Source organism: Eisenbergiella sp. OF01-20, assembly GCF_003478085.1.
Classification (GTDB): domain Bacteria; phylum Bacillota; class Clostridia; order Lachnospirales; family Lachnospiraceae; genus Eisenbergiella.
In genome coordinates, this window is the sequence record NZ_QUES01000052.1 from 1 (window position 1) to 23035 (window position 23035).

General features: G+C 46.9%; 17 protein-coding genes and 1 other annotated feature. Of the genes, 9 read left to right on the top strand and 8 right to left on the bottom strand.

Features of this window, described 5'->3' with window-relative positions; translation table 11 throughout:
• Both DXA36_RS33230 and hflX read left to right on the top strand, forming a co-directional pair.
• The coding region (locus DXA36_RS33230; protein ID WP_207666391.1) for an InlB B-repeat-containing protein at positions 1 to 1154 on the top strand (1154 nt) is incomplete at its 5' end.
• Between the two features lie 807 nt (positions 1155 to 1961).
• Positions 1962 to 3260, top strand: coding sequence for a GTPase HflX (hflX, locus tag DXA36_RS30290; RefSeq protein WP_118682983.1), 1299 nt, complete (start codon positions 1962 to 1964; stop codon positions 3258 to 3260).
• Positions 3261 to 3364: 104 nt separating this feature from the next.
• On the opposite strand, the gene DXA36_RS30295 is transcribed toward hflX, so the two are convergent.
• From DXA36_RS30295 to DXA36_RS30325, 7 genes are all read right to left on the bottom strand, one after another.
• Complete coding sequence (locus DXA36_RS30295; protein ID WP_118682984.1) at positions 3365 to 4216, bottom strand: CPBP family intramembrane glutamic endopeptidase; 852 nt, start codon at positions 4214 to 4216, stop codon at positions 3365 to 3367.
• 305 nt (positions 4217 to 4521) lie between these two features.
• Positions 4522 to 5622 carry a hypothetical protein gene (locus tag DXA36_RS30300; RefSeq protein WP_118682985.1) on the bottom strand — a complete coding sequence of 367 codons (1101 nt, stop codon included), beginning with the start codon at positions 5620 to 5622 and terminating at the stop codon, positions 4522 to 4524.
• Between the two features lie 62 nt (positions 5623 to 5684).
• Positions 5685 to 6521 (bottom strand): carbohydrate ABC transporter permease, encoded by an 837-nt coding sequence (locus tag DXA36_RS30305; RefSeq protein WP_118682986.1) that lies wholly within the window; start codon positions 6519 to 6521, stop codon positions 5685 to 5687.
• Complete coding sequence (locus DXA36_RS30310) at positions 6518 to 7390, bottom strand: carbohydrate ABC transporter permease (RefSeq protein ID WP_118682987.1); 873 nt, start codon at positions 7388 to 7390, stop codon at positions 6518 to 6520. Before DXA36_RS30310 ends, DXA36_RS30305 begins: the two co-directional genes overlap by 4 nt.
• 76 nt (positions 7391 to 7466) lie before the next feature.
• Entirely contained in the window at positions 7467 to 8819 is a 1353-nt protein-coding gene (locus tag DXA36_RS30315) for an ABC transporter substrate-binding protein (protein WP_118682988.1), read from the bottom strand.
• A gap of 224 nt (positions 8820 to 9043) precedes the next feature.
• Positions 9044 to 10606, bottom strand: coding sequence for a response regulator transcription factor (locus tag DXA36_RS30320; RefSeq protein ID WP_118682989.1), 1563 nt, complete (start codon positions 10604 to 10606; stop codon positions 9044 to 9046).
• Positions 10599 to 12326 (bottom strand): sensor histidine kinase, encoded by a 1728-nt coding sequence (locus DXA36_RS30325; RefSeq protein WP_118682990.1) that lies wholly within the window; start codon positions 12324 to 12326, stop codon positions 10599 to 10601. The genes DXA36_RS30320 and DXA36_RS30325 overlap by 8 nt, the downstream gene beginning before the upstream one ends.
• 242 nt (positions 12327 to 12568) lie before the next feature.
• Positions 12569 to 12796: a binding site (T-box leader), on the top strand.
• A gap of 179 nt (positions 12797 to 12975) precedes the next feature.
• On the opposite strand from DXA36_RS30325, the gene proS reads away from it, so the two are divergent.
• From proS to DXA36_RS30350, 5 genes are all read left to right on the top strand, one after another.
• On the top strand, positions 12976 to 14406 hold the full coding sequence (gene proS / locus DXA36_RS30330) for a proline--tRNA ligase (protein ID WP_118683009.1): 1431 nt from the start codon (positions 12976 to 12978) through the stop codon (positions 14404 to 14406).
• A 74-nt stretch (positions 14407 to 14480) separates the two neighbouring features.
• A complete protein-coding gene (locus tag DXA36_RS30335; RefSeq protein ID WP_118683010.1) occupies positions 14481 to 15677 on the top strand; it encodes an acetate kinase in 1197 nt (398 codons plus the stop codon).
• 156 nt (positions 15678 to 15833) lie between these two features.
• Entirely contained in the window at positions 15834 to 16574 is a 741-nt protein-coding gene (locus tag DXA36_RS30340; RefSeq protein ID WP_118682991.1) for a DUF5058 family protein, read from the top strand.
• A gap of 13 nt (positions 16575 to 16587) precedes the next feature.
• On the top strand, positions 16588 to 17298 hold the full coding sequence (locus tag DXA36_RS30345) for a hypothetical protein (protein WP_118682992.1): 711 nt from the start codon (positions 16588 to 16590) through the stop codon (positions 17296 to 17298).
• A gap of 23 nt (positions 17299 to 17321) precedes the next feature.
• Complete coding sequence (locus DXA36_RS30350; RefSeq protein WP_118682993.1) at positions 17322 to 18761, top strand: M20/M25/M40 family metallo-hydrolase; 1440 nt, start codon at positions 17322 to 17324, stop codon at positions 18759 to 18761.
• 25 nt (positions 18762 to 18786) lie between these two features.
• On the opposite strand, the gene DXA36_RS30355 is transcribed toward DXA36_RS30350, so the two are convergent.
• A complete protein-coding gene (locus tag DXA36_RS30355; RefSeq protein WP_118682994.1) occupies positions 18787 to 19569 on the bottom strand; it encodes a class I SAM-dependent methyltransferase in 783 nt (260 codons plus the stop codon).
• A gap of 313 nt (positions 19570 to 19882) precedes the next feature.
• Here DXA36_RS30355 and DXA36_RS30360 point away from each other — a divergent pair, with 313 nt between their 5' ends.
• Complete coding sequence (locus DXA36_RS30360) at positions 19883 to 20917, top strand: LacI family DNA-binding transcriptional regulator (RefSeq protein WP_118682995.1); 1035 nt, start codon at positions 19883 to 19885, stop codon at positions 20915 to 20917.
• 71 nt (positions 20918 to 20988) lie between these two features.
• A complete protein-coding gene (locus tag DXA36_RS30365) occupies positions 20989 to 22977 on the top strand; it encodes a glycoside hydrolase family 31 protein (protein ID WP_118683011.1) in 1989 nt (662 codons plus the stop codon).
• Positions 22978 to 23035 lie beyond the last annotated feature (58 nt).

A 23035-nucleotide genomic window follows, 5' to 3' on the forward strand; every position in this document is an offset into this window, starting at 1 on the left:
TTGATACCTTAAAGGATCAGAGTGTCCTGGTAGCAAAACCCGAAGTAAAGGCAATAGCAGACAGCAGTAAGGTACCGGCTGGCTATACCCGGAGCACAACAGCCCCGAAACTGCCGGCAACCATAACAGCCAGCAACAATGTCATCAAGATATACTATAAAGTAGATGAAAGCCAGAAGCTGGACTACCGTGTAGAGTATTACCTGGAAGGGATGGATGCCCCGTTTGATACCTTAAAGGATCAGAATGTCCTGGTAGCGGAACCGGAAGTAAAAGCAGTGGCGGACAGCAGTAACGTACCGGCAGGATATACCCGGAGCACAACAGCCCCGAAACTGCCTGCAACCATAACCGCGACGGACAATGTCATCAAAGTATACTATAAAGTAGATGAAAGCCAGAAGCTGGACTACAGAGTAGAACATTATTTAGATGGTGAAACATTTCCTTTTGATATCACAACGCAACTGAGCGTGCTGGTGGCAAGTCCTGAAGTAAAAAATGTGTCGGATAGTGATACACTTCCTGCCGGTTATACACGTAATAGGGTTGAACCAGTATTGCCAACTACTATTACGAAAGAAAATAAGGTAATTAAGATAATATACTCTGAAAATGAAATTACAATCAATTACACCGCCGACACAAACGGAAGTGTAACGAATGCCAGTGAAACAATACACGCAGTAAGCGGGAAACCTCAGGGTTCCACAGCGACAGCTTCTAATGGTTATCATTTCGTTAACTGGACAAATGAAGCTGGTGAAGTAGTGAGTACGGATGCAGCATATGTGCCTGCTAAAGTGGGCGGTTTACATGTAGCAGCAACCTATACCGCACATTTTGAAGCGGATCCTGTTGCACCTCCCACGGAACCGACTCCTGATGAACCCACCGGAACAACGCCTGATGGACCGACTCCCGCAGCCGCCCCTACAGCAGCAACTGGTGTGCTGGGTGAAGCCTTTGCGCCGGTACAGCCTGAAGTAGGAGTCCTTGGGGAAGCACTGGCACCCGAGGTAGGAGTCCTTGGGGAAGCCAAAGGACCCGGAACCGGAGACGCAGCACCCATCGCCGGATGGTCACTTCTCATAGTAGGAGCGATTATCACATTGGGCATTACAGCAAGAAAGCGTAAAAAAGAAGAACAGTAGAATAAAAAGGTTGTCAACGTAAAGGAACGGGGTCATTGTGAAAACAATGGCCCCTCCGTTACTGTTTTCGGCCCCCTGTACTGCTGCCCGTTCCTTTCATTTTTATTTCATCCAGAATATCCTTGACAAACCATCCAGTTACCCGCTATGATAAATTTGTAATTACATTTTCAGGTGCTTACAAAATAAATAGAAATCAGAGGTCATAGAGATTGATTATTAGAATAAGATTCAGATAACTATTCCGAAGAAAATATATGCGCATGAAAGCCTGAAGAGTATTTGAAAATTCATTCCGGCGAGATTCACGCACCACTTTGTGTGGAATTAATCCCAAGTCCAATTACCGTAGACTGCATCGTCTCGTGAATTTGGGACATAATTCTTTGCAAATTTTGATGTACATCTTGCAGAAAACGATTTTCAAACACATGCTGACGAAACCTGGGTGACAGAAAACGGGGACAGCGGCAGGTTTTTTGTATAATGCAGCGTATAAGGGGAATAGTATTTGTTTCTTAGGCATAATCCGGGGATAGATATCGGTCGGAATATGCAGGAAGCAGTCTCTTTTTTTGTACCTGAAAATGAGAAAACGGAGGTAAAGAAATGTTTTTTAATAATATGAAATGTTTTATCAGATTAAGGAATGGAAACAGGAACGGAAACCTTATATAGATAAGTTTGTGTCTGCGCTGCTGTCACAGACTTATACCTGCCGGAGCAGGTAAGTAACTCAAACTTTGCAGGTGCAAAGTTTGAGTTAGTAGCATAATATTGAGAAGCGGCGTAGAAAAGAGGAAATGAATGAACGAAAATAATAAAATACAGCAGGAAAATATATCCCGTGTTCTTCTGGTAGGGGTTAATGTAGATGACAATCCTGACTTTGAAACCTCCATGGAAGAGCTGGAAAGCCTTGCCGATGCTTGTGAAATGGAGGTGGCGGCAAAAATAGAGCAAAATCTTTCTTCTCCCAATCCTGCTTTTTATATTGGAAGCGGTAAGGTCAGGGAGGTACAGGAAACCGTGGAGCTTATGGATCTGGATTACGTGATATTTGATGACACCTTATCCCCCTCCCAATTAAAAAACCTGCAAAAAGAAGTGGGAGTCCCCATAATGGATCGTACCAATCTGATTCTGGAGATTTTCTCACGGAGGGCCAAAACCCGGGAGGCAAGACTTCAGGTAGAGTCTGCAAATCTCCAATATATGCTGCCCCGGCTGGTTGGTATGCGGGAGGCTCTTGGCCGGCAGGCCGGAGCCAGCGGAAGCATGAGTAATAAAGGTACCGGTGAAAAGCAGATAGAGCTTGACCGCCGGAAAATCGAAAAAAGGATTAGTGAACTGAGGCGGGAGCTGGAATCTATAGAGCATGACAGAAATACCCAGCGAAAGCGCCGAAATGATTCTTCCCTTCCCCAGGTGGCGCTTGTGGGGTATACCAATGCGGGAAAATCCACCCTTATGAACAAGATGGTGGAAACCTATGTGGGGAAAGAGGAAAAAATGGTAATGGCCAAGGATATGCTCTTTGCCACGCTGGATACTACCGTCCGGAAAATCAACCAGAATGACAAAAAGGATTTTCTGCTGTCGGACACCGTTGGTTTTATCAGCAAGCTGCCACACGGTCTGGTTAAGGCCTTCCGCTCCACTCTGGAGGAGGTCCGTTATGCAGATTTGCTTTTGCAGATTGTGGATGCATCGGATGAACATTACCGGGAACACATCCAGGTAACGGAGGAGACCCTGCAGGAACTGGGGGCGGAAAAAATCCCCTGTATTTATGTTATGAATAAGGCGGATCTCATTATGGCTGAGGAAGATCTCCCGAAATTGGACGGAGATAAAATATTCATGTCTGCCCGCCAAGGCATCGGCCTGCAGGAACTTTTACAGATGATTAAAAAAAGGGTATTCTCAGGCAATCGGGAAGGTGTATTCCTGATCCCATATGATAAAGGGGAGATTGTCAGCTACCTGAACGGCAACGCTACTGTGATAAGCCAGGAATATCTGGCGGAAGGGGTAAAGCTCTTTGTGGATTGCAGAGAGAGCGATTATACGAAATACCGGGAATATCTGGTTCTGGAGGATTGAGCCTTACGAATCCCCGTACCGCGTTGAGAAACAGAATGAAAATTCCCCAACACGGCATAACAGGGAATAAATCAGATACATGATTTTTCCCTGTTTTCTTATTTTTAGAGTTTATCTGCCTGCGGACAGGATGCTTTCCGCAGCAGCCTCACGCCCGGGAAAGTTAACACCCCGCAGGCGGCAGCCATGGACAGGCAGAGCCATTTTGTTTCCGGGACAGGATCCAGAAGAGATGCCAGATACGTACCGGCAAAATTAAAGAGCATATGAAAAAGCATTGGCGCAGTAAGGTTTTTGAAGGATTTGCAGAGCCAGCCGAGAACAAGACCCAGCAGAAAAGCATAGATACCCTGAATCGGATTCAGATGGGAAATGCCGAACAGGGCTGCCTGTATGAAATTGGCGGCCCAGAAGGCAATTCCTGTCTTTTTTAGATAATGGAGGGTAAGCCCTCTGAAAATAAGCTCTTCACTCAGCGGGGCAAGAACCAGTGTGGCTATGGTGGAAAGGAAAGTAAGACTGCCGATTCCGTTATCCTCCATCAACATGTTGTATTCGGCAATGATATCCGGAACCAGATAATCTGCTGCCATCAACAGGAGGGAAACAAAAAAGTACATGCCATGGGACAGCAGTAAAATACCCGCCGCACCGCGGAAAGAGAGCACTTTTTTGGAGGAGGCCCTTACTTGCCTGCGGAGAAAACCCAGATAATACCAGCATCCGAAAACAAACAGGGTCAGGAGCTGGACAAAAATCAGGATTTCCACCGTATGTTCCGTATAATAAGCATATACCACATCATCAAACATGGACGGATTCACACCAGGCTGTATCGAAACATAGGCGGAAATGGCGGCAAAAATGCATTGTATCCCCAAAACCTGCAGCAGCAGCATAAGGAACAAAGGCAGCAAAGAAAGCAGTCCATAACCGATTTTTTTCCCTTTATGCATAGGTAATATCCTCCTGATTGGCAATTACGGACATTTGTTTTATTATATGCCTGTACATGCGCCTGCTGCAAGCTTATAAACAAATCGGCGTGCAGTATATGCATTGACATCCATATATGACTGCCCTAGAATGGAAAAAGAATGAATACACGGCTCGGATACAGAACAGGGCAAAGGTCTGTCTGGCCTGTGTTGTGAACCATATGATGGACAATCATCTGAAATCCAAGTTTCTGGTCAATTCGCCCGGCAGAAATTGCCGGGCGGTTCCATTATGATATACATTCGAATACAAGGCAGCCTTATCAAAATATCTTTTTATCTCTGTTACATTCCCTGATCACTTCTATTTCTTCCTCATCATAAGGGGTAAAATCAGGATGAAAGATATCATGCATCCACAACCTTGTGTCAATATCAGGCAGATTTTTAATGAACTCCCAAACATAATTAAACTGGGCTTTTCCATTGACAAATCCAAAAAAATAACTTCCTATTTTTTCCCTTTTCCAGAGAGGAAGATGGGTCTGGATGATGCTGCGGTAAGGGCGGTGCATCCATTCAGTGTTAATTAACGGCCTTTTGTATTCTTTCAGACAGTTGATATACATACGGGAGTGAGTATAATCGCCATAAAAATGGAAGGTAATAATATCGGATAGTTCAAGAGCTTCTCTTTCCACATCCGCATAAATCCCCGGGCTTTTTAACCATCCATAGGGATGGTCGGCTCCTGCACCCCACACATCTGCGGTGAGAGGTTGTTTTACATTTTCTTCACGCATCCACGCAAAAATTTTTTTCATTAAGGGAATAGATTTGTTCATGCGCTGGGAATTCCCTGCTTCATTCCAGATATTCCAAATCAGAATCCGGTTATCCTGTCCATAGGTCTGCGCAAGCTCTTTTACATAAGCCTGTACCATCGTTTCCATTTCCGGTTCGTCTGTAATGTCATATCCGATAATGTCTCCATTTTGGGTATCTTCATCAAACGGAGTGACAGGAGTTCCCCCAAAATAGCCGGGAACCGGTTCCGGCTGCGGTCCCAGAACCGGATCGGTGTATTTGGACTTTGCTACACAGCAGTCATTGAACAAGACAGGCATCATGGTCATATGATACAGCTCCAGGAGAGATAATAGCTCTTCTAAGTTTTTCATAAAAGAATCATGCTGAACTCTCCAGAGATAGAAGGGTAGAAAAAAGCGTATGCTGTTAAAACCCAGGCTTGCAGCCAGAGCAATTTCCTTTGCGGATTCCCTGTAGGCTTTTTCATGATCATATGCCTGAAGCAGCCAGATTCCTCCGTTTACAGCACCGCTGGGAATAAAATTAAAGCCTGTAATCCAGGGTTGTGCTTTGTACCAGCTCCAGATTTCTTCTTCAGTCCATTTTTGTTTCATTTTTTATGCTCACCAATCCTTTCTATATTTTTATTGCCCTTATAAAAGGTACCAACAGCTGTTTATGATTTTACTGCTCCAGCCGTCATGCCTGCCACAATGTATTTCTGGGCACAGAAGTATACTGCCACGGCCGGTATCATGGAAAGGATGGAGGCCGCAAATGCCAGGTTGATATTGCTGGTATACTCTCCAAAGAAAAAAAACTGCATCAGGGGGAGCGTTTTTACTTCATCCTTTTGTACCATGATCAATGGAAGGAAAAAGTCGTTCCAGGAAGCCAGGAAACACAAAACCACAACTGTCATGGTGATAGGCTTAAGAAGCGGGAAAACAATGCGGATAAACACCTGATAGCGGTCACAGCCGTCGATTCGCGCGGCTTCTTCCAGTGCAATTGGGACGCTCTTGATAAAGCCTGCATACAGGAAAATATAGTACCCCATATATACACCAAGCTCCGTAAAAATCAGTCCCCACAGAGTGCTTAGTGCATGCAGGGAATACAGTTCTCTGTATAGAGGAAACATGATGGTCTGAAAGGGAATTAAAATGACCATTTGAAAAAAATAAAAAATAAAATTATAAAATTTGTTGTTTTTTCTTGTAATAATATAAGCGCTCATGGAACAGATCATGACAATAAGAATCACAACGCAGATCGCCACAATCGCACTGTTTTTAACCGAGTTAAAATAGTTTTTCAGTTCAAAGGCATCCACAAAATTCTGAAGATAAAGCGTTGTGGGAAAAGCCAGCTTGGTCTTTGCAAATTCTGTTTTGGACTTGAACGCATAACAGATTGCCACGTAAAAGGGAGCCAGACAGATTAGGGCAAAGAGCCACAGGACAATTATACGGACAGCAGTCTGTACTTTATATTTTTTTGTATGTCTCATAACTCAATCTCCCTTCTTCTCAGCATTTTGGTAATCATAGTAGAAAGAATGATACAGAAAATCAGATAAAGCACTGCCACAGTCTGTCCATATCCTACCTTGTTGAACGGAAACAGATACTGATAAATATAATATGCCATGGATTCACTGGCATGACTGGGACCTCCCTGGGTAGCGACATAGGAATAGTCATACATACGCAGTCCACCAGCCAGCCATAATGGAATACAATAGGTAAAGGCAGGTGCGATCATGGGAATTGTGATATTTTTGAACTTTGCCCAGAAACCTGCGCCATCAATGGTGGCTGCCTCATAATAATCGGAGGATACTCCCTTCAGAGCCGCCAGGTAAATCATCATGGCCAGACCGGCCTCTTTCCAAATGGCCATGGCGCACAGACCAAGCAGTACGGTTTTTTTTGAAATTAGAGGGCTTGACCAGCCGATCATTCCGAAAAAGTCGCTGTAAACATACATCCACATGTAGGAAACGAGTACCAGGCTGACAACCAGAGGAATAAACACAATACTTTTGATGACATTAACGCCCTTAAATTCCTTTTCTACCATCATAGCCAGACCCAATCCCAATGCATTGATCAGAACCAGGGTAACCAAAGTAAAAATGGCGGTATTACGGATCGGCAGCAAAAGATCTTTGTCCTGGAAAACGGTAATATAGTTCTTAAGTCCCACATAGCTGATATCCTTTGACATTCCATTCCAGTCTGTAAAGGTATAACGGATTCCGGAAATCAACGGAATTATTATAATAATAATGAATATGACAAGGGAAGGAAGAAGAAAACTGAAATCCTTCGCCTCGTTTTTGATCCATCTTTTTTTCTTATCGCTCAATTTTGTCATAAATCTATCCTTCTACTTACTTATTAAAAGGGGCATCGAGCGCAGCCGATGCCCACATTTTTATGTCTGATTCCGGTTACTTTCCTGCAGCCGCGAAACCTTCATCCATTTCCGCTATAAACTCTTCCTTTGTCATTTCATCATCCATTGCAAAGTCACGAAGAGAATTGGTGTATACGGTGCTGAACTGACCGGTGAAGTTGGAAACAGAAGACCATGCAGTAGTTTTCTTTGTGGCTATCTCATTAGCGATATCCTGAGCCGCCTGAGGCAGTGTATCACATTCCACCCCTTCCAGTGCACTCAGCTGGGATGCGGTACCGCACCAAACGGAGTTAACCTCTGCTCTTGTTGCATACTCAAGAAATGCAAGAGCCGCCTCTTCATTGGGACTTCCCTCGGAAATCATCCAGGAATCATCTATGCTGACAGGAACGTAGCACTCATCCGCATTTTCCTCGGAAGGATAGGTAAATCCACCGTAGTTACCATCAGGATTGTAATCCATGATAGCCCCAAGTCCCCAGGTTCCGATGATAATCATACCCGTTTCGCCGTTTGCAAACATCTGTTCCGCTCTGGCTGTATCAATGGTCTTGCAGTCGGAGTTCTGGTAGTTGAGCATAATCTCTCTCCACTGATCAAGCGCTTCGGAATATCCGGGATAGTCGGCAAGGCTTGCACCATCCATCAATTCCTGAGCGTTATTCTGAGCCTGATTCCATTTAGAACCATAGTAAATGGTATACCAGTTTGCACCGTATGCGATATCATCCTGATAGCCCGCTGCACATGGTGTGATGCCGGCGGATTTCAGGGCTTCACAGGTTTCAATAAATTCAGAATAGGTGGTGGGGACGGACAGTCCCTGTTCTTCAAAAATATCCTTATTATAGAATACTACGTTGGCCATCTGATCCAGAGCTACGCCATATATGCCATTATTGTAGGTAACGCAATTGGTTGAACTCTCAGATAATCTGCTAATGAAATCTTCACCGCTTAGATCCTTGATGAGGCCGTTGTCGATCAGGTCTGTGTAAGATTTTGGTTGTCCGAAAATAACATCGGGGGCTTCATCTGTGGAGAATCTCAGTTTGATTACATCGGAGTAGTTATCCATTGCCATGGCTTCTACATTTACTGTTATGTTGGGATATTCTTCTTTGAAGCCCTCTACCAGTCCGTCCAAAGCTGCCAGCTTGGCGGTTTCTGTCAGATAATGGATAATATTCAGTTCACCTGAGATATCGGAAGATGCGGCGGAAGCCTCTTTGGTTTCCGCTGTAGTCTCTGCAGCAGCGGTGTTTTCGGAAGCAGCCTCTGCAGCAGGTTCTGATGTGGCGGTGCTTGTACTTGATCCGCAACCGGTGAGCAGAGACAGCATCATAGCTGCGGACAGTAGTAGACTAATAACTTTACGCTTCATAATTATTCCTCCTGTTTTTTGATATATTTATTTTAACAGGACAAACGGAAAATAAAAATTTGAGAATCCTATCATTTCCAAAGTGTAATTTATTTAAAATTATGCTTTTTTATGGGGAAATTTTATCATCCGCCCTTCCCGGTAAAAGGGAAAAAACCGCTGAAAGCAACGGGAATAAAGCAAGTCTGTGCAGTATGTGCACAGACTTGCTTGACAGCAGTATGTTAATGGTATTCCTTTGGAGAACAGCCGGTGATTTTTTTAAAGACCTGGTAAAAGTAAGCATAATTCGAAAATCCAACAATTTCTGCAATTTCATAAACCTTTAAATCGCCCTTTTGAAGGAGCTTTTGTGCTTTTTGGATTCTGATTTTATTAAGAATATTCACGAAGGACTCACCGGTTTCCTTTTTCAGGATCCGGCAGAGATGGCTCTCCGAAATGCCTGCGTCTTCCGCCGCATCATATAACGTAATATTTTCCATATAATGTGTATTGATAAAATCCAGAACCTTTCTTCCCTGACAGGATATCTGGCTGTTCTCCTGCTGGAGGCTGCCAATGGTTTGGGCCGTATAGGTTCTGATGTATGAGATAATACTCTGCATGCTGTCAATTTTGTGCATGTCCTCCAGGATGGTTTCCATTGATTTGAGAGGACAGTCTCCGGTATTCCGTTCCTGCATACTGCAGGTAATGGTAAAGGCAATCTGCATAAATATATTTTTAATATATTTTACATCATAACAGGTTTCCTGAACGATCAATTCAATAAATTCTTCCAGCAGATGGGTGAAGTCCCCTGGTTCCGTATATAGTACCCGGAACATATCCTGCATTTTTCTGCTTAACGTATATTCATTTCGGAAGCTTTTACTGGTGATGCTTTTATAATGGATGACAGTCTTATTTTCCAGAAAAAACCGGCTTTCTGCGGAGAATGTCGCCTCCTCATACAGTTTTGGCAGGGAGGCCAGGCTTCTCTCGGAAAAATCGCTGATGCCCACAAATAAATCTGTATGGAGTGTTCGCCCGGTTTCCACAATCCGGTTTGCGATCTTCAGAGCGGCCAGGTCATAATCACACACAATCTGTATTTTCTGAAAAACAAGTAAAATCAGAAAACCTTCTTTAATACGGGCATGGACGTATTTAAACTGATATAAGGTTTCCTGGACCGAAAGGCATTGCCGGATTTGAACAGTAAGCTGATCGACACTTTCCGGAGAAAGAAAATCTGCTGTGCTGACCAGCATCAGTTCATAGCCTGCCGGCCGCCATTCCGGCTGCAGCATTTCTTCCAGTTCGGTCACTGACCGGGTCACCCCATTGATGCCATCTAACAGCAAATGCCCGGCCCAGTTTTCATAATCAGAGCGGAGTTTCCTGCGCATAACGGCAGTCTGCCTTTCCCGATCGAGTTTTTCTCCGGCGCGTAATAAGATTGCCTTCAGGGCTTCGTTATCCAGGGGCTTCAGCAGATAATCAAAAGCTCCGATTTGCAGGGCGGTCTGCGCATAGGAAAACTCATCATATGCGGTGAGAAAAATAAAAAGAATTCGTTCCTTGCTGTCCATAAGCTGTTTTGCCACTTCCAGACCGGTCATGCCGGGCATATTGATATCCAGAATGGCGATATCCGGATGGTATAAAGTGAGCTGTTTCATAGCATCGATACCGTTCCGGGCGCAGCCCACCAGCTGGAATCCCCATTCTTCCCAGGGGACCGTGGCCTGAAGCGCCTGTATAGTCAAATGATTATCATCCGCAACGACTATTTTATACATTCTCTTCCTCGCATTTTTCCAAAGGCAGTGTAATTCTGACAATCATGCCATTTCCAGGTGAACTTTCCATCTGGATGCCATATTCCGGCCCATATAGGATATGGATCCGCTTCTGAATGCTGCGGATTCCTATGTGTGCCCGGCCGTGACCCGAATCCTCCTGTCCTTCCTCCGCCAGAATCCGGTCTATTTCTTCCTGACGTGTTCCTTCTCCGTTGTCATACACTTCAAGAATAAGGCAGTCTTTTTTCTTCCTGGAGGTAATCACGATAATACCGTCATCCTTAATAAGATGCAGGCCGTGGATAATAGAATTTTCAACAACCGGCTGAAGGAGAAGTTTGGGAACCAGGTACTGTTGTGTTCCGGTTTCGATAGAAATATCCCATTCCAAACGGCCGCCCCCCGTCACAAGTTTTTGCAGATCCAGGTAATAACGAATATACAGAAGCTCCTCCTGCAGTGGAATTTTCTGGGTATTCCCGTTGATGGAAGCCCGGAGCAGATAACCCAGCATATGGATAGCATGTACAATTTCCTCCTGGCCGGACAGTTTAGCCATGGAACTGATGGATTCCAGTGTGTTATATAGAAAGTGGGGATTCATCTGGGCAAGAAGGGCATTATATTCCGCCCGTTCCCGGAGTGTACTGTCCTGGGCCATTTTTTCCACACTCTGGGTAAGTTCCCCATACATGGTATTGAACTGATAGCAAAGGTAGGAAGTTTCATCCCGTGTGCGGGGGACAATATGTTCAACAGGTTTTCCTGCATTAATATCTCTGAAGCTTTTATCAAGTGCCAGAATATTTCCCAACATTCCCCGAAGCAGATATGTAATCATCAGAATTACTCCAATTAGTACCACTAACTCTACAATCAGAAGAATGCCGGCCAGGGATTTGGTACGGGCCAGGATGGTACTTTTGTTGACAAGGGCTTCCAGTGTCCAGCCTCGCTTGCCTACTGACGTGGAAGAAATAAGATACTGTTCCCTTACAGATTCGCTTTCACTGTGCAGAGAGTGCCTCAGCTCTTCGCTGCAATATAGCAAACAATCGTTTTCATCATAGATAATACTGGAAAAATCATGATCTCCAAGCAGCGTGTGGAAATAGTCCTTGTCAAAAGTCAGGCAGACGATTCCTTTATAATCTGTGGTTTCCGAATGAATATAGTGTTTAATCAGGTAGATTTCATCGGGTCTGTCGGGAAAGCTGCGCCACAGGGTACTGCCCTGACGGGGGAACATGGTCTTATAGTTATCCCGGATTTCCTGATACACGGTTTTTTCCTTAAAATTTTCCAACTGCAGTTCTTCTGTGGTATCGTAGTAATAACTGCAGCTATACTGATCAAGTATATAAATACTCTTCACATTGGTGCCGCGCATTTTCATTAGTGTGGCCAGCCTTTTCAAACTTCTTTCCACGTCTGCCACATAAAGGTTGCTCAGATCATTCTGGTAGGAAAAGACAGAACAGTATTCGAGTTCTGTCACCAGCTTCTCTTCAATGGTTGAAATCAGATTGTCGATATTATCCGAAAGGATCTGATTTCCGTCTTCCATATAGAAGAATTCCTTTTTTGTGATATCCTCCCGGTAAATCCAGTATACCATCAGGTCGGAGAGAACAATGGTGATAATAGTAGAAAGAATACAACATAAGATCATTTTTTTCCGAATCCCCAGAAAGGGTTTCTTACGTAGTTTTTTCATAATTTACCTCTGTCCCAGTTCCTGAAAATAGCTGGAAAAGCTGTTTAAGCCTGCCCTTATAATACCTTAAATCGTTATTTTAGACAACCTCAAAGATAGCTATGGAAAGTGATCACTGTACGATACAGCCTTCTTAGGGCGCAGCAGGTAAAACTGTAACTAGTCTGTACCCGTCTATACCCATATTTACAAAAGAAGTTGACAAATCCGCAAAAGTTTCCTAATATCAATACAGACATATTGATAAAGCAACGAAAAGGAAAAGTAAGCTGCCGGCCTGATTCCCAGAGAGAAAACCACAGGTGGAAGGTTTTCATGAAGCCGCAGCCCAACCGGCCTTGGAGCTTTGTGCGAAGGAACGGATAGGTTCCCCAAGTACAGCGTAATTCCGGCGTTAACGGAAAAGTGAGAGAATGCGTCCCCCCGGACGTATTAATCAGGGTGGTACCGCCGGTTTTCCGGTCCCTCAGACAGGTTTCCCTCGGGAAGCCCGGATGGGAGATCAGAAAACGGCGGTTTTTTGTTTCCCGGAATTTCTTGCCGGAGACAAGGGACAAAACCTTCCGTGGATTTGATGGAACAAAAAAGGTAACTGTGAAGGTACGGAACAGTTACAAAACAAGCAAGGATGAAAAAGGAGAAAGAAAAAATGGCAGACAAGAAATTGGTGGAAGCAATAACCTCCATGGATGAGGATTTCGCCCAGTGGTACACCGATGTGGTAAAGAAGGCGGAGCTGATTGATTATACCAGTGTAAAAGGCTGTATGGTAATCAAGCCGGCCGGCTATGCAATCTGGGAGCTTATCCAGAAGCAGCTGGATGACAGATTCAAGGCAACCGGCGTGGAAAATGTCTATCTTCCCATGTTTATTCCGGAAAGCCTTCTTCAGAAGGAGAAGGATCATGTGGAGGGTTTTGCCCCCGAAGTGGCATGGGTGACCCATGGCGGCCTTACGCCCCTTCAGGAGCGTCTGTGTGTACGCCCTACCTCAGAAACCCTTTTCTGTGATTTTTATAAAAACGATATCCATTCCTACCGTGATCTTCCCAAGGTATATAATCAGTGGTGTTCCGTTGTCCGCTGGGAGAAGGAAACAAGACCGTTCCTGCGTTCCCGCGAATTCCTGTGGCAGGAGGGCCATACTGCCCATGCCACCATGGAAGAAGCTGAGGAGCGCACCATCCAGATGCTGAACCTGTATGCGGATTTCTGTGAGCAGGTTCTGGCTATGCCTGTCATCAAAGGGCGTAAGACGGAGAAAGAAAAGTTTGCAGGGGCGGAATCCACCTATACTATTGAAGCGCTGATGCATGACGGGAAAGCCCTTCAGTCCGGCACCAGCCATAACTTCGGGGACGGTTTTGCCAAAGCCTTCGGAATCCAGTTTACGGATAAGGATAATACCCTGAAATATGTATACCAGACCTCCTGGGGGATGACGACCCGTCTGATCGGCGCTATCATCATGGTGCACGGAGACAATTCCGGCCTGGTACTGCCTCCCCGGGTGGCGCCTACCCAGATCGTGATCATCCCTATCCAGCAGAAAAAGGAAGGCGTTTTGGAAACCGCTTATGCCCTGAAAGACAGACTCAGCAATTTCCGGGTAAAGGTGGATGATTCCGACAAAAGCCCCGGATGGAAATTCTCCGAACAGGAAATGCGCGGGATTCCTATCCGTGTGGAAATCGGGCCTAAGGATATTGAAGCAGGGAAATGCGTGATCTGCCGCAGGGATACCAGAGAAAAGACAGAGGTTGCCCTGGATGAACTGGAGGTTACGGCAGGTGCCCTTCTGGAGCAGATTCAGACGGATATGCTGGAGCGTGCCCGTGCCCACAGGGATTCCCATACCTACGTGGCTGAAAATATGGATCAGCTGGAAGAAATCCTTAACAGCAAACCTGGCTTTGTAAAAGCGATGTGGTGTGGAGATCAGGCCTGTGAAGATATCATAAAGGAAAAGTATGCCGCCACCAGCCGCTGCATGCCTTTTGAACAGGAGCGGCTGTCCGATACATGCGTATGCTGCGGAAAGCCTGCGAAGAAAATGGTTTATTGGGGAAGAGCTTATTAATTTTTACGTGTTTCCACATTGTGGAAAAGTATGTTAGAATAGCATTATATAAAAAGCAGGAGGGTATCGGAAATATGAAGGTTTTGGTTATCAACTGCGGCAGCTCTTCCCTGAAATACCAGCTGATAGACAGCGACAGTGAAGAGGTACTGGCAAAAGGTTTATGTGAAAGAATCGGCATTGACGGCAGCAATATCGCCCATCAGCCGGCAGGCGGGGAAAAGGTAAAGCAGGAAGCGGATATGCCGGATCACACCGCGGCGGTTAAACTGGTTATTGAAAAGCTGACGGACGAAAAGGTGGGAGTGATCCGTTCCCTTACGGAGATAGATGCCGTAGGGCACCGTATGGTTCACGGCGGCGAGAACTTTTCCGGTTCGGTACTTATCAATGAGGAAGTGCTCCAGGCGATTGAGGACTGCAATGACCTGGCGCCCTTACATAACCCGGCGAACCTCATCGGTGTCAGATCCTGTCAGGCCATTATGCCCGAAGTGCCGATGGCGGCGGTATTTGACACAGCTTTTCATCAGACGATGCCGGAGAAAGCCTATTTGTACGGCCTCCCTTATGAGTACTACAAAAAATATAAAATCAGACGTTATGGCTTCCATGGCACCAGCCACGATTTTGTTTCCAAACGTGCAGCCGAAATCCTGGGAAAAGACAGAAAGGATCTGAAGATCGTCGTTTGCCATCTGGGCAACGGCGCTTCCGTGTCCGCAGTAAAATATGGGGAATCCGTGGATACCTCCATGGGACTCACACCGCTGGAGGGCCTTATTATGGGAACCAGGAGCGGGGATATGGATCCTGCCATTGTTTCCTTCCTGGCTGAAAAAGAAGGCATGAGCGCTTCCCAGGTCATTGACGTCTGCAATAAGAAATCCGGCGTCCTCGGCCTTTCCGACGGCTATTCCAGCGATTTCCGGGATCTCGTGCAGGCCTCGGAAGCCGGAAATGATCAGGCAAAGCATGCGCTGGAGGCATATGCTTACCGTGTGGGCAAATATATCGGCGCTTATGCGGCAGCCATGAACGGTGTGGACGTGATCGTATTCACGGCCGGCGTGGGTGAGAACAATTCGGAAGTACGTGCAATGATTGCCCAGTATATCGGATATCTGGGGACCAATATTGATTTGGAGAAAAATAAGGTGCGCGGGGAAGAAATCATTCTTTCCGATGAAGGAAGCGCGGTGGTTACCATGGTAGTTCCCACCAATGAAGAGCTTGCCATTGCCCGCGAAACAGTGCGGCTGGTAAACTAGTGCTCCATCCGGCCAGAAACGTTACTGACAGGATGGAGCACTAGGCAGCAGGATCGGACCGTAAATGCAGAGGTGCCGGAAGCGGGTTCCTAACCAAGAAAGTAACCCGCTTCCGGCATCTTTTTCCTTTCAAGAAAAAAGCAGGAGAGCATAAGGATGAACAATGAATATATCGCAAGCGTGAATTCGGGTGTTTTTTATCTGATAGTAGCCTGTGTCCTTCTTTTTATTACCGTAATGTGTTTTGTATATCTGATCAAAAGCTACCGCGCCGGCCTGGCTATCGGGATGGAGAAAAAAGTGCTGAAACGGGCGGTCATATCCAGCGCCACCTTCACCATTCTTCCCAGTATTAGCATTCTGCTGGGTGTGATAGCCCTCAGCGGCACCCTGGGCGTGCCCTTTTCCTGGCTGCGGCTTTCGGTTATAGGCGCTCTGCAGTATGAACTGAATGTGGCGGAAATCGCTGCCCAGAGCATCGGCCTTACCGGCCTGAAGCTGTCGGAAATGAGTATGTCGGCGTTTGTGACCATTGCGCTGGTAATGACCATAGGTATCCTCGGCGGTGTTTTCTGCTGTATTTTCTTTCTGAAAAAATATCTGGGCAAAATACAGAAGGCCCCCAAAGCAAAGGGCGACAGTAAACCCGGTTTTGGCGATCATGCCACAACCTGTATGTTTGTGGGCCTGTGCGGTGCGTATATCGGGTCCTATGTGGGAACGCTGACCAGTACCGGCAATTATGTCCCTCTGGCGGTCGCCGCCGTATCCGCGGCGGTCATGGCGGTATTCGAATATTTCACCAATAAAAAAGGCATGGCGGTTCTGGATAACTTCAGCATGGCTGTGAGTATGCTGGCCGGCATGGCTGCCGCCGTCATCATGAGCCTGGTTTAGAGGAGGGAAGAAGATGGACGAAAAGAAGATGGAACAGATCCGCGAGGACGAAGCCGTTAAGCAGGCTTTTCTGGATGACTTTAATAAGGGGATCCACAGGATTGGAAGATGTATGCTGATAGTCAGCGTCATCCTGCTGGTGGGCGTACCCTTTTTAATCGGGGCGGTGAACGGTGTAACACCCAGCCTGAAGGGCTTTCTGATCGGTTTTGCCAAAGTAGGGATCATTTATATTCCGGTGGCTGTCGTGGAGTTTCTTGTATATACGCCCATGCTGGGAGCCGGCGGAAGTTATCTGGCCTTCATTACCGGGAATGTGACCAACATGAAAATTCCTTGCGCCATGAATGCCAGGGATATTGCCAAAACCAAGGTGGGGACCCCGGAAAATGAAATCATTTCCACGATCAGCGTGGCTACCAGCGCTATTGTTACGACCCTGGTAATCGTGGCCGGCGTCATTCTGATGATCCCGCTGCGCCCGGTCTTGGAAAACCCGGTTCTTATCCCTGCTTTTGATAACGTGGTGCCGGCCCTGTTCGGCGCCCTGGGTTTAAAGTATTTTATGAAGAGCCCCAGGATCGCGGCGATCCCCGTACTTTCCATGACGTTGCTGTGTGTGTTGGTACCGGCAGCTATCTCCCAGACCAGCCTGTTGATGATACCGGCAGGGGGAATGGCCCTGCTGATTGGCTATTTTCTGTTTAAAAAAGGAAAGATATAAGAGAAGAAAAGGGGGTATCAAGTATGATAGGTAATATAATCCTGGCAGTTGTTATTTTGATTCTGCTGCTCGCGGCGGTTGTTGTCGTGAGGACCTGCATTTTGCAGCCCACTCCGGCCATGACGGCGAAGGTGGAATTACAGGAAAATGAAAGGGCGGCAGCGTATGGGGAAGCCCTGGCAAAAATGATACGTAAGGAAACCGTCTCCAGCCGGTTTGAGGAAGATAAGACAAAATTTTATGAATTCCATCAGATTCTGGAGGAGTTGTTCCCGCTGGTACATAAAACCTGTGAAAAGCATGTCTTTAACGGAAGCCTGCTTTTTAAATGGAGCGGCAGGGGGAAGGCAGAGCCTATCCTCCTCATGAGCCATCAGGATGTTGTGGAAGCCAACGGAAAGTGGGATCATGAACCCTTCAGCGGCGATATTGACGGCCACGGCAACCTGTGGGGCCGGGGAACGGTGGATACCAAGGCCAGCCTGTTTTGTATTTTTACCGCAGTGGAGGAACTGATAAAGGAAGGCCACCAGCCGGAAGGGGATATTTACATTGCCAGCAGCTGTACCGAGGAGTTCAGCGGGGAGGGTGCGCCGCTTACCGTGGCTTATCTGAAGGAACAGGGGGTGAAGCTTTCCCTTCTTCTGGATGAAGGCGGTATGATCATGGAAGAACCCATCGGAGGTGTGAAAGGCACCTACGCTATGGTGGGAGTCCTGGAAAAAGGCTATGGCGATCTGAAGTTTATAGCCAAAGGCAAAGGCGGCCATGCCAGTGCGCCCGGAAAAAACACACCGCTTGTACGGCTGGGCAGGTTCATGGCGGATGTGGAAAAACATGACCCCTTTACCAGCGAATTCAATCCCACCGTTCTGGAAATGTTCCGCCGCGTGACACCCAATATGAACTTTGGAATGAAGCTGGTATTTGCTAACCTGTGGCTTTTCAAGCCCCTTCTTAAGAAGCTCATGCCTATTATCAGCCCTGCCGGTGCGGCTATGCTCCACACCACCATTGCCTTTACCATGGCCAAGGGGGCGGACGGCCTTAACGTACTGCCACAGGAGGCCTATGTGACAGGAAATCTCCGTTTTATCCCCCATCAGTCCACCGATGAAAGCATTGAACTGATCCGTGAGAAAGCGAAGCAGTACGATTTGGAAACAGAGGTAATCTATAAGGATTATCCCTGCCCTGTTGTGAATTATTCACAAGCCGCCTTCAAAAAGGTGGAAGAGACCATCCATGAAATATATCCCGGAATCGGTGTAAGCCCGTATGTGATGACAGGAGGTACCGATGCCAAGTATTACAAGGATGTATGTGATAATTGTATCCGTTTTGCCCCGCTGTATATTAATAAACAGCAGTACGAAAGCATCCACGGGCTGAACGAAAACATCTCCGTGGGAGCCTTGCCTATGGGAGTGGACTTTTATAAGAAGATAATAAAAGACAGCTGACAGGAGGGATTCAATTCTGACCCTCTCAGTTTTTTACAGCCCGGACAGCCACATAAGAGTTCATATAGCAATCAAATAATCCCCCGCCGTCTCCGTCTTCGTAAAGATCGGAAATGAGAAAACCGGCTTTGATCAGGCCGCCCAGTTGCTCTGTCAGGCTGTGGCTGAACAAAAAGGGTTCCTGCTTCTTCCGCATTTCCTGTTTCCGATCTTCGCTTAAATCCCGCAGGGAATGAAAGGGCAGCTTGTATACCGTTGTGAGGGATTGCTCTTTACTGAAATCCGGATCGAACATAAAATGTTCTTCTTTTACATAACCCATCATCAGAATCCCGCCGGTTTTAATAATACGGGCACATTCCTCCCAAACGGGTTGAATGTTTTCGATATAGCAATTGGATACCGGATTGAAAATGATATCAAAGGTATTATCCGCAAAAGGAAGAGGCTTTTCCATGTCGCACAGCAGAGTTGTGATGGAATAGCCTTCTCTTTTTGCTGCCAGATTTTCATGCTCCAATTGTCTGGAAGACAGATCCGTGATTGTGACGATAGCACCATGCGCCGCAAAAACAGGACCCTGCTGTCCGCCGCCGCAGGCAAGGCCAAGAAGTTTTTTGCCCTTTAGAGGCGGAAACCAGCTCTCCGGAACATATTTGGAAGAGGTGAGGGAAACCTGAAGAATCCCCTCTTTTGCACGCAGATAATCTTCATGGCTGATTATCTTCGTAAATTGTGCCCGCCCGTCTTCGGTTCTGCCCTCTGCGATAGCATCCCAGGCTTTTGCATTATAATCTGTGTAATTCATTGTATCCTCCGTGTTCTATGTCTGTATCAATCCTATTCCTTATGGTTCCATGATTAGTAGCACTTCTATAGAAAAAGTAATGAGGTGGAGAAAAAAGAAGAATCTCTTCTTTTTTCGGTCATTATTTACTGCATATGATATCATGTTTTAGATATAATTTACACAATTATTTTAAAATACATATATTTGTTGACAGATTGCGCATGTTTGGCTTATAATCAGGTTAACCGGTTAACCCAAATATTAATTGTTTAAAATGAAGATAGATTTAGAACAGCCGCCTTAAAATAATAAGGCCCAAGAGGTAATATTTATGAAAGAAAAAGCAACGATCCGGGATGTGGCGGCCGCCGCAGGGGTATCTGCGGCAACGGTGTCCTATGTACTGAATGGTAAGAAAAAAGTATCGGAACAGACAAAGAATGCTGTTCTGGATGTCATCCGACAGATGGAGTATGTACCGGATTTGAATGCCCGGGGCCTGTCCCTGAAGGATACGAAGCTGATCGGTGTTGTGGTGCCCCAGACGGAACCGGGAAGTACCCTGATGTTTCGGAATAATTTTTACAGTGAGATTTTAGGAAGTATTGAATTCCATGCCAGGCAGAACGGTTATCATGTGCTGATATCGGCTACGGATGTAACGGAGGATTATCTGAATTTGATCCGGGAACGGAACCTGGACGGGGTTATCATTATCGGTACCTATCAGAATGAATTTTTGAGCCAGCTGAAACAGCTGGACGTACCAGTGGTTCTGGTAGACAGCTATTGCAAATACGACTGGTTCCATGCAATCCGTATCGACGATGAAAAAAGCTCTTACCTGGCTACAAAATATGTGCTTGACGCAGGGCACAGAAGGGTAGCTCTGGTATCCGGTATCCTTCATGAGAACGGTGTTATGAAAAAGCGCTTCAGCGGGTATCAGAATGCATTGGCCGATTACGGAATCCCTTACCGGGGGGAGTATCTGTTCGAAGGAAATGTGGATTATGACAGTGGTGTCAGCATTGCCGAACGGATTGCCCGGGAGAAGGTGGATGTCACTGCCGTAGTGGCTGCAGCAGATATTTTTGCGATCGGGCTTATGAAAGGGTTTTATGAGGAGGGGATCCGGGTTCCGGAGGACATTTCCGTCATTGGATTTGACGACCTGGATATATCCGCTTATCTGACTCCGGGACTCACCACGATTAAGCAGCAGATTTCCCTTAAGGGGGAACGGGCGGTCAGTATGCTGGTGCAGAATATGGCGGATCCCCATATGGCGAAGGTAGAGGAAATCCTTCCCGTACGGCTGGTGGAACGGGCCAGCGTCAAACGGATGGCCCCGGAAAAGGTGTAAAACGGCCCTTGAGAGGAACCGGTGGAATCGTACCTGAAAACGAATGGAAAATAAAAGACGAGGATGTATATATGGAAAAAAGGATTATGGGAAAAGGCCCCTGGCAGCAGACTGCGGCGCTGGGGAAAGGGAGGCAGGCCGTGCTGCGGCGGGAGCCTGCAGGGCAAACAGATCTTTTGTCCATTGAAGTGCCTTATGCAGGCGTTTATGGCATGGGGGAGAAGTACAACGGATTGAATCAAAAAGGAAAAACAGTTATAAACCAGGTGGTGGAAAAATTCTGCCGGCAGGGGGAGAACACATACCTTGCCGCTCCGTTTTTCGTGACGGATACGGGACTGGGGATTTACGTGGAAACAGATGAAAAAACGGAATTCCGGTTTCAGCAGACTATCGGGTGCAGGATACCCGCCGATGCGAAAGTGCATATTTTTACAGGGACGATAGAAGAGATTATCGCTGCTTATATGAAGCTGTTTGGACCGGCGCTGCTGCCGCCCGGATACAGCTTTGGGATATGGATATCCGCAAACCACTGGAACAGCCAGAAGGCGGTGGAAGAACAATTGCGGCAGTTGGAGGAGTATGGGTTCCCCGCCAGCGTGATGGTTCTGGAGGCGTGGAGCGATGAAGCGACCTTTTATATCTGGAATGGTGCAGGCTATGAACCAAAACCTGCGGGCGGGTTTCTTACCTGCGGGGAATTTGATTATTCCAAAAGTCCTTTCTGGCCGGAGCCCAAAGCCATGATAGAGGGACTGCATGAAAAGGGTATCCGGCTGGTCCTGTGGCAGATTCCCGTATATAAAAAGCAGGGGAAAGAGGAACCCGTTTGCAGACAGCTGGAGCAGGACAGAGAGAATGCGGTCAGTAAGGGGCTCTGCGTAAGGCGGAAGGATGGTACGCCTTACCAAATCCCGGAGGGTAACTGGTTCGCCGGTTCCCTGATCCCGGATTTTACCAATCCGGAGACTTGCAAAGACTGGTTCGGAAGGCGGCAGTATCTTCTGGATATGGGTGTGGATGGTTTTAAGACAGACGGCGGGGAATTCATTTACGAAGAAGACCTGGCATTTTATGATGGTATGACCGGCAGGGAAGCTAAAAATGTATATGCCCGGACCTATACCGAAGCCTATACCCATTTTCTGGAAAACGATCAGGTACTGTTTTCCCGCGCCGGATTTGCGGGGGCCCACAGAACGCCGATTCATTGGGCCGGGGACCAGCAGTCGGAGAATGGGGAGCTGTACAGCGTCCTTCAGGCAGGTTTGTCCGCGGCGATGACGGGCATCCCCTTCTGGAGTTTTGATATCGCAGGGTTTGCCGGCCCTCTGCCCACGCCTGATTTATACCGGCGTGCAACCCAGATGGCCTGTTTTGTACCGGTCATGCAGTGGCATTCCGAGCCGGACGGAGGGCAATTTAAGGAGCTGATGGCCGGGATGGACGGAAATAATGAACGAAGTCCCTGGAATATAGCCAAAGCCTGGAATTGTCCCGAATTTACGGAGGAAATGAGATACTGGCACAGGCTGCGTATGAATCTGTTCCCTTATCTGTACAGCACGGCGCGAAAATGCGTCAGGGACTTCCGGCCGATGATGCGGCCTCTGGTTTATAACTGGCAGGAGGAGCCGGAGGCGGTGCGGACAGAGGATGAATATATGCTCGGAGACAGTCTTTTGATTGCCCCTCTTTTACAGGAGGAGCAGCGGACGAGGCATTTATGGCTTCCGGAAGGCTGCTGGTACGGCCTGTTTACCCGGAGAAAATATGAAGGGGGGAGGCATGTGCAATCAGATGGGGAAGAACGCTTCCCGGTTTATCTGAGAGGCGGCCATGGCCTGGCATGCAATGGCCGTGCGCGGGAAGGCTTGTCTGCCGATACCGGAAACGGGACAGGAAAAACGGAGGATCTGCATTTCCTGCTTGCAGGGGATACAGGGACGGAACAATTCCTGGATGCCGGACATGAGGTATGGATCCGGTGGGAGGGAAAAAAGGTAACAGTGGAAGGGGCCGGGGACCTGCATATCACATGGGAGTTTGTGTCCTGACAGGAGTAATCCTTATTTTTTTAAGTGGTTAACCGGTTAAATGCAACACATATATTTA